Genomic DNA, 14,775 nt, shown 5'->3' on the forward strand with positions numbered 1-14,775 from the left:
TTTATTCAATTTTATTTATAAAGACTAGATAATCATCATGAAATCTGCTGAGATTCGAGATCGTTTTTTAAGGTTTTTTGAGCGCCATGGGCACACCATCGTACCCTCCAGTCCTCTTGTGCCTGCTAATGACCCAACCTTACTTTTTACCAACTCTGGCATGGTTCAGTTTAAAGATGTTTTCCTCGGTACTGACAAGCGAACTTACACGAGGGCCACTAGCAGCCAGAGAAGTGTTCGCGCAGGTGGAAAACATAACGATCTTGAGAATGTCGGTTATACAGCACGCCATCATACTTTTTTTGAAATGCTGGGTAACTTTAGTTTTGGTGATTATTTTAAACATGATGCCATACATTTTGCTTGGCAATTCTTAACTGAAGAGTTAAAGCTACCTCAAGACAAATTGTGGGTCACTGTTTTTCATGACGATGAAGAGGCTGCTCATATTTGGCTAAAGGAGATTGGCGTACCTGAAGCCCGTTTCACCCGAATCAGTACCTCTGATAACTTTTGGCAGATGGGCGATACGGGGCCCTGTGGGCCATGCAGTGAGATTTTTTATGACCACGGACCTGAAGTGGCGGGCGGTCCACCCGGGACTGCTGATGCGGATGGAGACCGCTATATAGAGATCTGGAACTTGGTTTTTATGCAGTTTAATCGTGATGAAAAAGGAGTATTACACCCCTTACCTAAACCTTCAGTGGATACGGGCATGGGGTTAGAGAGAATTTCAGCGATTATGCAGCATGTGCACAGTAACTATGACATTGACCTCTTTCAAGAATTAATTCAAGCGGCAGCCCGTGAAACACACGCAACGGACTTAACCCATAACTCACTTAAGGTGATTGCTGATCACATTCGCGCTTGTTCGTTTTTAATTGTAGATGGAGTGATTCCGAGTAATGAAGGGCGTGGTTATGTTTTGCGCCGTATTATTCGTCGCGCTATTCGTCATGGTTATAAATTAGGACAAAACCAACCTTTCTTTCATCTCATAGTGGCTGATTTAGCTCGTATTATGGGTGTGGCTTATCCTGAATTGTTAGTGAAGCAAGAGCAAGTGAAGGCAGTTCTTTTGCAAGAAGAGGAACGTTTTGCTGAAACTCTAGAAAATGGTATGGCCGTTCTTGAGGAAGCTCTTCACCAAGAGGATAAAATGCTCAATGGTGAAACGGTGTTTAAGCTCTATGATACCTTTGGTTTTCCTATGGATTTAACCGCTGACATCGCTCGTGAAAGAGGCATTAATTTGGATATAGCGGGTTTTGAACAGGCTATGGAGGCCCAGCGTGAGCGGGCTAGGGCAGCTTCCAAATTTACCAGCCAACATCACATTGATTACCAAGGATCTGGAACGGAGTTTGTGGGTTATGAACAGCTCAACTGTGAAGCGGAAATTATAGCACTCTACCATGAGGGAGTGGCTGTCAGAGAGTTACACCATGGTGAACAAGGTTTGGTGGTGTTAGATCAAACCCCTTTTTATGCGGAATCCGGGGGGCAGGTAGGTGATCAAGGTCAACTGATCAGCTCCCACGGTACCTTTAAGGTCAGTGATACACGTAAAATTCAGGCGCGGGTATCTGGTCACAGTGGCCATGTCCTCACTGGTAAAATTCAGGTGGGAGATACACTGCGCGCTGAGGTCGATATGCCCTTACGCCACGCTGCCCAATTGAATCACTCGGCTACCCATTTATTGCATGCAGCGTTGCGTCAGGTTCTGGGTGAGCATGTGCATCAACGAGGTTCGCTGGTGGACCCCATGAAAACACGTTTTGATTTCTCCCATGACAAACCTCTCTCACCAGAACAAAAGCGGCGTATTGAAGAATTAGTGAATCAACAAGTTCGCAATAATCATTTGGTATCAGTGAGTATCATGTCCTATGATGACGCCATCAATAAAGGGGCAATGGCCTTGTTTGATGAAAAATATGGTGATGAAGTCAGAGTCGTGGGGATGGCTGAGTTTTCCACTGAATTATGTGGTGGCACTCACGTACAAAGAACAGGAGATATTGGTTTATTTAGAATTGTAAGTGAATCGGGTGTGGCTTCAGGGATTCGTCGCATTGAAGCTGTGACAGGTCGCTTGGCACTTGAATATACTCATCAAGAGCAAGATGAATTAATTGAAGCAGCATTGAAACTTAAAGCTCCACCGCAAGAATTAGTTCAAAAACTATCACACCTATTAGATAACGTAAAACAGCTTGAACGTGAATTAGAAAAGTTAAAAGCCAAACTTGCCCACTCTGAGGGTGTTGAACTGGTTAATCAAGTGAGGTTGATCAAAGGTGTTCAGGTGTTAAGTGCTGAGATTCCTGATGCCGATGTTAAAACCCTGAGAGAGACGTTGGACGTGTTGAAATCCCGTTTATCCCCTGCCATTATAGTGCTCGGCTCAAGAGCGCAGGGTAAAGTCTCTCTGATTGCCGGCGTAACGGCTGATTTGGTTCATCAAGTAAAGGCTGGCGAGTTGGTTAACAGTGTTGCGATGCAGGTGGGTGGTAAAGGAGGGGGGCGGGCTGATATGGCTCAGGCAGGCGGGACCCAACCTGAAGGGTTGAATACCGCTTTAGAATCTGTCTACGCTTGGTGTGAAGGCCAGCTTTAACTGATCAGTTGTGCTAAAGGCAGGCGAATAAAGTCTGCCTCTAGCGTATTAAGTTCTTCATCACGCTGTTTAACTGATAAGCCTGCCATTAAGTCTGATTCATGGATTAACTCAATCCAACCTTGCAATGCCCTTAACTCAGCCTCATTCAGTGTGTGATCAAGCTCAATACATATTCCCATCCAGTGACAACCGCCAATGGCAGCTATCAATGTTTCCATACTCAACTCTGTGGGCAGATGATCGGGATTGATTACAGCGCAGGTAGGATACAGATCGGTGAGATGACTCGTGTCAGCCAACACACTGACCAGGTTTCCTGGTGGGCGAATAGGGAGCATGATGATGTCAACGGCCGCCGCTGACAGAGTTTCAATGGCCTCAATCCAGCGCGCGCTCTCTAAGGGGATTTCACCACAAAAAGCTCCCACAGGACACACGTCCTCAAACTCTTTAGTGATTAAACGTAATTCACTTAAGGACATGCAGGATTGGCTATCAGTGGGATGAATGGCCTCGATTAATTGGGCCCCGTGTTGCCGAGCTAATTTGGCGTCATTAAGATGGTGAATACCTACCATGAATGTGCTGACTAACATTGTAAGGACCTTATGCTGGAATATCAGGGGTTTGTGAACGCTCTAACTGATCAATGTGGTCTTTTAATTTCAATTTTAATTTTTTTAACCGTCGGATTTCTAACTCATTATTAGAATGTTGCATAAGGACATGGATTTGTTGGTCAAGGTGAAGATGCTGATCTCTTAGTGATTTTATATAGTCAGTGGTTAGCATCATCACACTCCTTTTTTAATTTAATGCAATTTCTAGATTATCAATGAGTCGAGTTTTTCCTAGCCTAGACGCACCTAGCACTACCAGTTGTGTCTCATCGGGGGTAGTGAGACGTAAATGATCTTGAGCACGAATGGCGATGTAGTCTGTATGCCATCCCCGTGAGTTGAGATAAGCAGTGGCTACTTTTTCTAAAGTAGTATAATCCTTGTAGCCTGCAAGAATGGCTTTTTTAATGGCCATTAACTGCCCATAGAGTTGCACGGCTTCTTCTCTTTCTGTGGGATTGAGATAACTGTTGCGAGAACTTAAGGCAAGCCCATCAGGAGCTCTTACCGTTTCCGCCGGTACTATTTCAATGGGAAGCGCTAATTGTGTCACCATGTCTTTTAGAACCAAATACTGTTGGTAGTCTTTTTTACCAAAAATAGCGATTTGGGGTTGTACCATATTAAATAGTTTGAGGACTACCGTGGCCACACCCCGGAAATGTCCGGGACGAAATGCTCCCTCTAAGAGATGCTGTAATCCTGAAGGATCCACCGTGTATTCTTGAACGGTAGGATAGATTTCCTTTTCATCTGGAGCGAAGACTACATCGCAACCTGCATCCAATAAATATTTACAATCATTCTCTAAAGTGCGGGGATAACGATTAAAATCTTCACTTGGTCCAAATTGTAAACGGTTAACAAAAATACTGGTTACCAAACAATGAGTATGAGGTTTGACTTCTTTGATAAGTTGAATATGACCTGCATGAAGGTTACCCATGGTGGGGACCAGGGCAACATTTTTTTCATGGGCTAGTCTTTCACGTAATTGTTTAACAGTAGTAATAACATCCATAGCTTTTCAATTGACATAATTTGTCATATTGTCTCATGCCTTTAACCACGATTAAAGAATTCTCGACGACTTCTTATTTGCTGTATGCGTGATAACAACAGTTGATAGTCTTGAGGTTCGTCTGCAAAATTGAGATTATCACTGTTGACGATTAATAATGGTGACGCCTCGTAATCATGAAAAAATTGTGCATAACTACTTGCTACTGATCGTATGTATTTTTCTGAAATCGGTTTTTCAACAAACCATCCGCGGCGATCAAGGCGTTCGATTAACACATCCGCTGAAGCTTGAAGATAAATAACCAAGTCTGGAGTTGGGGTGGCCGGCCTTAAGTGCTGATACATGTGCTGATATAACTCAAACTCATCATTAGCCAGATTGAGTTTGGCAAACAATAAATCTTTGTCCAGTAAGAAATCAGACACCGTAGGAGACTCAAATAAATCTCGTTGTTTAATGGTGGAAGCCTGCAAAGATCTTTGTAATAAAAAAAACATTTGGGTGGTAAAGGCGTAGCGCTCTGGTTGTCGATAAAAACGCTCTAAAAAAGGATTTGATTCAGCATCCTCAAGCATAATCTCAGCATTGAGTGTGGTGGCCAATAGCTTGGCCAGTGTTGTTTTTCCCACAGCAATGGGCCCTTCAATTGCAATATAGCGGTAACGTTCACCAAGGGTATTCATAGGTGACAGCCCTCTAATTTCACCATCTCATTTTTTTCACATTGCAGAGCAAGCTCTCTCACTTTACCGAGTCCTGGAATCATGAAGTCCTTGGCAATATCGTTGAAAGGCACCAATACAAAAGCCCTATTAAACATTCTTGGATGAGGAATGGTGAGCTCGTCATCGTGATAACTTAACTGATCATAGGCTAAAATATCTAAATCTAAGGTGCGTGGAGCATTGGCAAATGTTCTGACACGCCCATGCTGCTCTTCAATATGTTGCATATGTTTAAGTAATTCTTTGGGCTCGAGGGTGGTGTTTACTTCAATGACGGCATTAATAAAATCAGGTTGATGTAAGTAACCTACTGGTTTGGTGACATAAAATGGAGAAACATGGACCAATTGACTATGTGGTAGAGCACTTAAACTGTGAATCGCTCTTTTTAGCTGGTCCATTGGTAGGCATTGGTTACTGCCAAGGCCAATAAAAACCTGACTCATGCCTTGGGCTTCCTGCGTTGACGGGAGTGGGGTTTATCGCTTTTGATTAATAGCGCTTCACGCCCCTCAGTTGGGGCCTGTTGAAAGGCTGTCCACCATTGTGCTAGCGAGGCATCCACCTCACCTGATTGGCTGCGCAGTACTAAAAAGTCATACCCTGCACGAAAACGGGGGTGTTGCAATAATCTAAAGGGACGTTGTCCTGAGCGCTGTTCAAAACGGGGTTGTAATCCCCAGATTTCTTTCATGGTGCCTTCAAAGCGTTTTGGAATCATCAACACTTCGTCTTGCGTGGTTAGCACATCCTGTGTGGCGGCAAACAAGGCGGGTAAGTTTTTTTCCCCTTTGTTCAGATAATTTTGCCAGCGTTCGTGAAGGCTAGGCCACAATAAAGTAGCCATTAAAAAGCTAGGGGATACCCCCATATCTTCTTTAATACGTAAGTCCGTATTACTCAGTGCCTGTTGCACAAAGAGTTTGTTTTTCTCATTAAGGAGAGACTTATCCAGAGAAGGAATCAAATAGTTAAGAAGGTTAAGCGAACTTAACTGCTCAAGGCTTTTGGTGGCGTGCCCTGACAATAGAATTTTTAATAGCTCATCAAATAAGCGTGACTCGGGAACATTAAGTAATAATTCGCTAAGCTCGCTAATGGGCGCTTTACAGGATGGATCAAGAGTGAAATTAAGTTTGGCACAAAAGCGCGCAGCCCTTAACATTCGGACAGGATCCTCACGGTAGCGCTGAGTGGGATCCCCGATCATGGTGATGTGTTTGTGTTTAAGATGTTTTACGCCATTAAAGTAATCTAACACTATATTTTTTTGGGGATCATAAAATAAGGCGTTAATAGTAAAGTCGCGTCGCTCTGCATCCTCCTCAAGACTTCCGAATACGTTATCTCGTGTGAGGCGCCCATGCTCATCGGCTTGTTGATGTTGTGAATTGAGGTCGGCCTTTGCTCGGAAGGTGGATACTTCGACGATTTCTTGGCCACATTGAACATGAACAATTTGAAAGCGGCGGCCAATAATCCGAGAGCGGCGTATTAATTTTTTAACTTGCTCTGGGGTTGCGCTAGTGGCCACATCAAAGTCTTTTGGCGTTTGTTGCAGCAGTAAATCACGAACCGCCCCACCCACTATGTAAGCCTGATGTCCCGACTCTTGTAATTGTTTAATCACAGACAGAGCACACTGACTAATGTGTGATTTATCTATTTGGTGGGTGCCAGCATGAATAACCGTTGCTGTCACGGAAGAGTGAGTCTTAGGACGTTTAAATACTTTGGCAATAAACTTTTTTATCATAATTTAACGTAATGAAATAATCTGCCATCCTCGATATTGCGCATGAGCTAACAGCGTTTCGTCAGGATCTACGGCTATAGGGCAACTGACTTTTTCGAGTAAAGGCAGGTCATTAAGAGAGTCGGAGTAGAAAACGGTATCGTTATATTCATCCCAACTTTGGTTTAACGAGTGTAACCATTGTGTAACTTTAGTGATTTTACCCGCTTGAAAACAAGGAATGCCTAATATTTTACCTGAGTATTCGCCATTATCGAGTACTTCAGGTTCAGTGGCGACCAAGTGTTCGATCGTTAGCAAGTTGGCTATGGGCCTTGTCACAAAGCTGTTGGTGGCAGTCACGATGGCCATTAAACTGGCTTTTTCTTTTTCAGTGGCAATAATGGCTTTAGCTTTGTCGGTGATCAACGGAGTGATTCGAGTTTCAAGAAATTCTCTGTGCCAAAGATTGAGTTGTTGTCGACTATAGCGCGCTAAAGGGCTTAATTGGAAGTCTAAGAAAACATCAATATCCAAACGACCAGACCGATAATCCTCATAGAAAGCCAGATTTTTAGCTTCATAGGTACTGCGGTCATGAACCCCTTTACTGGCTAGGAATAACCCCCACTCAAAATCACTGTCGCCACTTAATAAGGTGTTATCTAAATCAAATAATACTAAACGCTTGTTAGTCATACTGAGAGCTCTTTTAAATTGTTTAATGCATCACGTACTAAGGGCATTGTAATCGGTTTATGTAAAGACAGCGACCAACGATTGAGTTCCTCGAGAACTTGTAGCAAGGAGCGAATATCTCTTTGCCAGCGCTGTAATAAGTATTGGGCAAGTTCGTTAGACAGATGAAATCCTAAGTTAATCGCATGTTTTTGTAAGGCTTCCACTTTATTTTCGTCACTTAAGGCATGTAAGCGGAGTACTAGGCCCCAACTGAGTCGGGTACTTAAATCGGGTAATAGGGATAATTGATGGGGTGGAGCATCACCACTGACTAATAGGCGCAACCCTTCTTCTCGTCTTTCATTAAAACGATTAAATAAACTCACTGCCCCCTCGCTACTTAAGCGTTGTACATCATCTATCAGCAGAAAAGGAGATTGTGACTCCTTAAGGATGGTTTCTGGTGTGGCGGCAATAAACTCTATGTTGTGTTGGTGTTGTGTTAACAGTTCCTTAAGAGCCGTTAATAAATGACTTTTACCGCTGCCACTCTCTCCCCAAAGATACACTAAAGGATCCCCAATCCTTTGAGTCCAGTTCTTTAATAGGAGAATGTTTTCATGGTTTTTACCGATAACGAAATTATCAAAACTCGGTTGATGAAGAGGGGGTATTTCAAGGACCAATTGACGCATTGTAGGATTGATTTAATCTGATCGAAGATGTTTGAGGATGATTTTGACGCTAGCTGCCATGGGTAGTGCAATTAAGATACCAAAAAAACCCAATAACCGACCAAAAGCTAGTAAGGAAAAAATAACCATAACAGGATGTAAACCAATCCTCTCTCCCACCACCCTTGGGGTCACAAGCCAAGCTTCTATGACGTGACCAATAATAAACACCATAATAATGGAAGAGGTAAGGGAAAAGCTTGGGTCTTGAGCGATACTTGCAATTAAGGCTAATAAAAAACCTGTAAACACACCAAGATAGGGAATAAAAACTAGGGTGCCTGTTAACAATCCAAGCGCATAGCCTGCTGATAAGTGCACAACCGACAAACCAACGCTATAAAATAATGCCATTATAAGCATGACTAATAACTGACCACGCAGGTACTGTCCAAGAACCTTATCGATTTCCTTAGCGATGAGTGTGACTCTTTCTTGCTGATTGGCTGGGAAGAGGGTGAGTAAAAAAACCACCACTTTTTCCCAATCTTTGGTGAGGTAAAAAAATACCACAGGGATAAGCAATAAACTTAATAATGACTCGATAAGAATGGCGCTGCCGTGTGTGGCCGATTGAACCAATTTATCAACGTGACTATTTGAAGAATGGAGATAGTCCAGCACGTTAGTTCTTATTTTCGAGATATCAAGCCAAGGATTGTCTGAGGTTAAGTTCGGGATATCCGGTAACGGTCCTTGTTTTAGTCTATCCACAATCGTAGGCAATTGTTGAATAAGCTGATTGATTTCATGGAACAAGAGAGGTAACACCACAAGGAGGATTAGGCTCAAAAACCCTAATAAAATACTGAGTACAATAAAAGTACTTAGCACTCTTGGTATTCTTATATTTTCTAAAAAACGCACCACGGGAAAAAATAAGTAGGTCAGCAAAATGGCTGCAGCAAAGGGCATCAATATGGCTGAAAGTGAGTATATTAGCCATAAAACAAATAAGATTGCCACCAAGCCCCAAGGGGTAGATGCAGAAAAAGGGTTATTTCGTGCCATTTAGGTTAAAATAATCAAACGAATCATAATTAACCTATTCTAACAGGTCAAACAGTGATGTCACTCAGTCTGACTATAAATTTGGAGAGTTTTGTGTCTGAAAGTTCAAATTCCCCCTTGTCCTACCGTGATGCAGGTGTAGATATTGACGCTGGAGATGCCTTGGTTGAGAGGATTAAGCCATTGGCAAAGCGTACCCTTCGCCCTGAGGTAATTAGCGGTATCGGTGGTTTTGCTGCATTAGTTGAAATTGGGAAACGCTTTGTGGAGCCAGTGTTGGTGTCGGGTACAGATGGTGTTGGAACCAAGCTTAAGTTGGCTTTTGAGTTAAATCGACACAATAGTGTGGGCATAGATTTAGTGGCCATGAGTGTTAATGATATTTTAGTGCAAGGGGCGGAGCCCTTATTTTTTCTTGATTACTTTGCTTGTGGTCATTTAGACGTAGAGACGGCTAGCAGCGTCATTGGTGGAATTGCTCAGGGTTGTGAAGAATCAGGTTGTGCCTTAATTGGTGGCGAAACTGCTGAGATGCCTGGCATGTATCCAGACGGTGAGTATGATCTTGCTGGTTTTGCTGTGGGGGTAGCTGAAAAAAGTAAATTGATCAACGGTAAGAGTATTGTCGCTGGCGATGTGGTCATTGGATTGGCTTCTAGTGGTCCGCATTCTAATGGTTATTCCCTGATCAGAAAAATAGTTGAACGCTCTGGTCTGTCTTGGGACAGCCCTTTTCCAGCAGAGGATTATCCAGGACAAAGCTTGGGTGATGTGTTAATGCGTCCTACTGCACTTTACGTAAAACCTATTTTGTCTTTAATGAATAGTGTTACAGTTAAGGGGATGGCACATATAACAGGTGGTGGGTTGGTGGATAATGTTCCGCGTGTACTACCAGAGGGGTTGCAAGCAGAGATTCACTCTAGTCAATGGCAACGCCCAGCCGTATTTAATTGGCTAAAAACCATAGGCCAAGTTGAGGAAGATGAGATGCATCGTGTGTTCAATTGTGGTATTGGCTTTGTGGTCATTGTATCCGCCGATGAGCAACAGTCCACCTTAACGCATCTCGCGCAGTATGACGTCAAAGCTTCTCCTATAGGGGTGATTAAACTACGTCAGTTAAATCAACCTGCAACTGTAGTCCTTTAACGTGTCTGAACAATCACCGATTGTTATTCTGATATCAGGTCGTGGCTCGAATATGCGAGCCATTCTAGAAGCCCAACTACCCGTTACGGTAGCTGCCGTTATCAGTAACGAGCCCGAGGCGGAGGGGCTGATCTTTGCCCGTGAAATGGGGATTGCTACGCGTCTTTTAGACCACCGTTCATTCCCAAACCGCCTTGACTATGACAAAAAATTAATTGATGTGATTGAAGAGTATGCCCCTGGATTGGTAGTGTTGGCGGGATTTATGCGTATTCTAACGCCTCTATTCGTCAACCATTTCAAGCACAGGTTAATTAATATCCACCCATCATTATTACCCGCCTTTACAGGCTTACATACCCATCAACGAGCGCTTAAAGCTGGTGTTAAGGTTCACGGTTGTACCGTTCATTTTGTGACAGAAGAATTAGATGCTGGACCCATCGTGGCTCAAGCTGCAGTTCCTGTATTGTCTCAAGATGACGAAAACTCCTTAGCCCAACGCGTGTTAAATGAAGAACATATCATTTATCCGCGAGTTATCAATTGGTGGGCCCAAGGACGTTTACAGTGGAGAGATAATCATACCGTGGTTATAGTGCCCTTTGACAACCCGCAGCAGGCCCTAATAGCTCCAAGCTTAAACTCATGACAAGCCCCATACATTTAAACCAATTTCAAGCCTTAATCGATGCCTTAAACGAGGTGCTGACCTTTGTCCGCCCAGCTGATGCGGTATTAAGACAATTTTTTCGTGAGCAGTCGAAAATTGGGGGGCATGATCGACGATATATAGTTGAAACTGTGTATGGTGTTCTGCGACACGCAGAGAGTTTAACGCCATTCGCTCCTCTGCACGCCGCTCGACGTTTGGCGTTACTCTTTCATATGAAAATTGAAGGCAGAAGTTTGCGAGATTTAGAAAAACTATGTTCAGAAGAAGAGCTTCGCTGGTTAAAGGAAGTTAAGGCGGCTGGTTTGCCCCCGTCATTGTCAGTACAAACAGGATTACCCGAATGGGTACTTGAAAAGCTAAAGCCTATTTATAATGAGCAGGACTTGTTAACCTTAGGCCGTTCAATGATGCATGAGGCACCCCTTGATATTCGTGTGAATACGTTTTTAGTGAGCCGAGAGGATGTTCTGAACGAGTTACTGGGAATGGGCTTGAAGGTCAGCGTAACCCCTCACTCCCCTTTTGGATTAAGGCTTGAAGGGCGACCCTCCTTACAAGATTTAATACTGTTTAAAAAAGGGTACTTTGAGATTCAAGATGAGGGCAGTCAGTTGTTAGGTGTAATGCTGGCCCCTAAAAGACGGGATTTAGTCATAGACTTTTGCGCTGGGGCGGGGGGGAAGACACTGTTGATTGCCACGCTGATGCAAAATCTGGGTAGAGTGTACGCTTTTGATGTATCGGCTAAGCGTTTAGATCAACTAAAACCACGGTTAAAACGCTCGGGTTTGTCAAACATTATGCCGGTTTTGATTGAAAATGAGCGAGATCAAAGGGTAAAACGTTTACGTGGTAAAGCGGATCGGGTGTTGGTGGATGCTCCCTGTAGTGGTTTGGGAACCTTAAGACGTAACCCTGACCTGAAGTATCGTCAAAGCGCAGAGGGTATTGATGAATTGGTGGTAAAGCAAAGAGCCATATTAGAGTCCGCTGCGCAATGTGTGAAGCCAGGTGGGCTGCTCATGTATGCAACCTGTAGTATATTGCCAGAAGAAAATGAAGGGCAGGTACAGTGGTTCTCTGAAAAACATCAGGACTTTGAATTAACAGAAGTGAATCTTCCAGAGTTGGGCATGACAAGCGGACATTTTTTACAGTGTTTACCCCATCAACAGGGTACCGATGGTTTTTTTGCTGCCATGTGGCAACGTAAAATGAATTAGGGAGTATTTGGATGAGCGATGTCAGTGATTATGGCATTACTTTAGTGGAATTTTTTCAGGCCTTATTTCAAACCAAGCATCTGTGGCAGATGCCTGTTATTTTTGCCTCCTTAATTATTGCCTTTGGGGCTTCAACTGTCCTTGCAAGACAGACTCTCGGTAATCGTTACCAAGAAGATTTAAGGGGGATTGTTTTTGCGCTGGTAGCCACTGTCACTCTTGATCTTTTTACCCGTTTTTTCTCCCAGGGTCGCCCGGCACCTATTGTCCACATGGCATTAGCCTTAACCTTAGCTTTGGGTTTGGCGCGAATTGGTGTTTATATCCTAAAACATGTTTTTACCATGTCAGCACGTATGCTGAGTTTGCAAACTGTTTTTGTGCGTTTGGTATGGATTGGCTTTGCGCTTCACATTACCGGGTTATTGGTTCCTTTACTTGATATTTTAAGGGACATTACTTTTCCGGTTGGTGGGAGCACTATCTCCTTATTGCAGGTTGTTCAGGCCATACTGGTGTTCTCGATAATGATTACTCTTGCACTATGGTTTGGTGCAACCATTGAACGTCAAGTTATGCGTACTCAATCCTTGGACAATAACGCTAAGGCCATTGCCATCAAGTTATTAAAAGGGTTGGTTTTGTTTTTCGCTGTTATCCTAACTCTGCCCATGGTAGGCATTGACTCCACATTTTTGTCGGTGTTGGGTGGAACTTTAGGTGTGGGGCTGGGTTTTGGATTACAAAAAATTGCCAGTAATTACGTCAGTGGTTTTATTATTCTTGCCGATCGATCTGTTCGCCTTGGTGACATCATTACTATTGATGGCAAGCAGGGTGAAGTACTAAAGCTGGAAGCACGTTGTACCACCTTAAAAGGCGGTGATGGAACTTTGTATGTTTTACCTAATGAAACCTTCATGACCCAATCACTAATTAATCATACACAAGGAGGGGGAGGGTTATACAGAACGGCTAAACTGCAAGTGTTATACGGTACTGACTTCGCTAAAGTGAAGGCCTTGGTCGAAGGGGTAACGAAGAAACAGCCACAAATTATGCCTGTACCGGAACCTGCGCTTCAATTGACGCAGTTAGGCCCCCATGGTTTAGAGCTGTTATTGGAATATTGGATTAGCGATGCTAAATTACCAGAAAATCAGATACGTAGTCAGTTATTAACGGGTATTTATTCAGCTTTAAGTGAGTCAGGCATACAAATGGTGGTTGTTGACCCTGTTCGTGGTAGTACACCATTACCCTGATGTCATGGGTAAGTCATTGAGTAAAATGTGTATTTTTGCTATAATAAAATTATAATAATTTTACAGGCGGTAAATGTATGTGGCTTTCTGGATTCTCACATTTTTCATGGTGGCAAGATGTTATTGTTGCGTTAGTGCTAACACACATTACCATCGCGGGTGTTACTATATTCTTACATCGTCATCAGGCGCACCGTGCCCTTGAACTCGGCCCTGTTGCCAGTCATTTCTTTCGTTTTTGGTTGTGGTTAACTACAGGCATGGTCACTAAAGAATGGGCGGCCATCCATCGTAAGCATCATGCTAAATGCGAAACCGTTGAAGATCCCCACAGCCCGCAAATTCTGGGTATTAATAAAGTACTATGGGGTGGCGTTGCCCTGTATGTGAAGGAAAGTAGAAATAAAACCACAATGGAGCGCTATGGTCACGGCACCCCCGATGACTGGATGGAGCGTCACGTGTACTCTAAACACAGTCGTTTAGGGGTAACCATTATGGCTTTAGTTAACATGTCCTTGTTTGGAGTCATCCCTGGTATGTTGATTTGGTTAGTACAAATGCTGTGGATTCCTTTTTGGGCAGCAGGTGTTGTGAATGGTTTGGGTCACTTCTGGGGTTACCGTAACTACGAGTGTCGCGATGCCAGCACTAATATTTTCCCGTGGGGTATTATTATTGGCGGTGAAGAGTTACACAACAACCACCACACTTTTGCTACGTCAGCAAAGCTATCCAATCGTTGGTATGAGTTTGATATTGGCTGGATGTATATTCGTATCCTTGAAATGTTAGGGCAAGCTAAAGTTAAAAATGTTGCTCCTACCGTCAGCTTTGATAGAAAAAAATCAAGCTGTGATGAGGCTACCCTACAAGCTATTATTCGTAACCGATATGATGTGATCGCCCGTTACTCAGCTGAGCTATCTAAAACCTGTTCTCAAGAGTTGAATCATCTGAAGATAGGACATGGGTTGCCCAAGAGAAGTGAAATGTTGGCTATGGTTAACCGATGGTTACATCGTGACAGTGATAAACTCAAAGAGCAAGATCGCCAAGTGTTATCGACAGTTATGGCGGAAAGTAAATGCCTGCAAACAGTGATCACTATGCGCGACGAATTAGCGGCTCTGTGGACAAAAACCAATGCCAACAAAGATCAGTTGGTAAATGACCTGAGAGCTTGGTGTGACAAAGCGGAAAGCAGTGGAATCATTGCGTTAGAAAAGTTTTCTCATACACTGAAAGCGTATGTTTAATTTTTTATAACAAAAAGTTATTACTACTTAATTTTTTA

The 14,775-nt window shown here is 43.3% G+C and carries 15 protein-coding genes; 6 read left to right on the forward strand and 9 right to left on the reverse strand.

Features of this window, described 5'->3' with window-relative positions; all coding sequences use genetic code 11:
• Positions 1-37 precede the first annotated feature (37 nt).
• Positions 38-2,629, forward strand: a complete 2,592-nt coding sequence (gene alaS / locus FERRO_RS05585; RefSeq protein WP_056929913.1) for an alanine--tRNA ligase — start codon at positions 38-40, stop codon at positions 2,627-2,629.
• Here alaS and FERRO_RS05590 read toward each other — a convergent pair.
• From FERRO_RS05590 to FERRO_RS05630, 9 genes are read right to left on the reverse strand one after another with little or no spacing between them, the layout of a single operon-like run.
• On the reverse strand, positions 2,626-3,228 hold the full coding sequence (locus FERRO_RS05590) for a hypothetical protein (RefSeq protein ID WP_056929914.1): 603 nt from the start codon (positions 3,226-3,228) through the stop codon (positions 2,626-2,628). The two genes, alaS and FERRO_RS05590, sit on opposite strands and share 4 nt — an antisense overlap.
• A 10-nt stretch (positions 3,229-3,238) precedes the next feature.
• Positions 3,239-3,427: a DUF465 domain-containing protein gene (locus tag FERRO_RS05595; protein ID WP_082601212.1), complete on the reverse strand. Its 189-nt coding sequence runs from the start codon at positions 3,425-3,427 to the stop codon at positions 3,239-3,241.
• Positions 3,428-3,439: 12 nt separating this feature from the next.
• A complete protein-coding gene (gene panC, locus FERRO_RS05600) occupies positions 3,440-4,273 on the reverse strand; it encodes a pantoate--beta-alanine ligase (RefSeq protein WP_056929916.1) in 834 nt (277 codons plus the stop codon).
• Positions 4,274-4,314: 41 nt separating this feature from the next.
• Positions 4,315-4,959, reverse strand: a complete 645-nt coding sequence (locus FERRO_RS05605) for a deoxynucleoside kinase (protein ID WP_056929917.1) — start codon at positions 4,957-4,959, stop codon at positions 4,315-4,317.
• Positions 4,956-5,447 (reverse strand): 2-amino-4-hydroxy-6-hydroxymethyldihydropteridine diphosphokinase, encoded by a 492-nt coding sequence (gene folK / locus FERRO_RS05610; RefSeq protein WP_056929918.1) that lies wholly within the window; start codon positions 5,445-5,447, stop codon positions 4,956-4,958. Before folK ends, FERRO_RS05605 begins: the two co-directional genes overlap by 4 nt.
• The gene (pcnB, locus tag FERRO_RS05615) at positions 5,444-6,757 is read right to left on the reverse strand and encodes a polynucleotide adenylyltransferase PcnB (RefSeq protein WP_056929919.1); all 1,314 of its coding nucleotides are present in this window, start codon (positions 6,755-6,757) and stop codon (positions 5,444-5,446) included. Before pcnB ends, folK begins: the two co-directional genes overlap by 4 nt.
• A gap of 3 nt (positions 6,758-6,760) precedes the next feature.
• Positions 6,761-7,435 (reverse strand): histidinol-phosphatase, encoded by a 675-nt coding sequence (locus FERRO_RS05620; protein WP_056929920.1) that lies wholly within the window; start codon positions 7,433-7,435, stop codon positions 6,761-6,763.
• Positions 7,432-8,112: a DnaA regulatory inactivator Hda gene (hda, locus tag FERRO_RS05625; RefSeq protein ID WP_056929921.1), complete on the reverse strand. Its 681-nt coding sequence runs from the start codon at positions 8,110-8,112 to the stop codon at positions 7,432-7,434. The genes FERRO_RS05620 and hda overlap by 4 nt, the downstream gene beginning before the upstream one ends.
• A 12-nt stretch (positions 8,113-8,124) precedes the next feature.
• A complete protein-coding gene (locus tag FERRO_RS05630) occupies positions 8,125-9,162 on the reverse strand; it encodes an AI-2E family transporter (protein WP_082601213.1) in 1,038 nt (345 codons plus the stop codon).
• 75 nt (positions 9,163-9,237) lie between these two features.
• Here FERRO_RS05630 and purM point away from each other — a divergent pair, with 75 nt between their 5' ends.
• From purM to FERRO_RS05655, 5 genes are all read left to right on the forward strand, one after another.
• On the forward strand, positions 9,238-10,314 hold the full coding sequence (gene purM / locus FERRO_RS05635; protein WP_446718620.1) for a phosphoribosylformylglycinamidine cyclo-ligase: 1,077 nt from the start codon (positions 9,238-9,240) through the stop codon (positions 10,312-10,314).
• A 1-nt stretch (position 10,315) separates the two neighbouring features.
• Positions 10,316-10,966: a phosphoribosylglycinamide formyltransferase gene (purN, locus tag FERRO_RS05640; RefSeq protein WP_204374773.1), complete on the forward strand. Its 651-nt coding sequence runs from the start codon at positions 10,316-10,318 to the stop codon at positions 10,964-10,966.
• Entirely contained in the window at positions 10,963-12,213 is a 1,251-nt protein-coding gene (locus FERRO_RS05645; RefSeq protein WP_056929925.1) for an RsmB/NOP family class I SAM-dependent RNA methyltransferase, read from the forward strand. Before purN ends, FERRO_RS05645 begins: the two co-directional genes overlap by 4 nt.
• 11 nt (positions 12,214-12,224) lie before the next feature.
• On the forward strand, positions 12,225-13,478 hold the full coding sequence (locus FERRO_RS05650; RefSeq protein ID WP_056929926.1) for a mechanosensitive ion channel family protein: 1,254 nt from the start codon (positions 12,225-12,227) through the stop codon (positions 13,476-13,478).
• Between the two features lie 77 nt (positions 13,479-13,555).
• Positions 13,556-14,737: a DesA family fatty acid desaturase gene (locus tag FERRO_RS05655; RefSeq protein WP_056929927.1), complete on the forward strand. Its 1,182-nt coding sequence runs from the start codon at positions 13,556-13,558 to the stop codon at positions 14,735-14,737.
• Positions 14,738-14,775 lie beyond the last annotated feature (38 nt).

This window comes from Ferrovum sp. JA12 (assembly GCF_001431705.1).
In the GTDB taxonomy this organism is placed as follows: domain Bacteria; phylum Pseudomonadota; class Gammaproteobacteria; order Burkholderiales; family Ferrovaceae; genus PN-J185.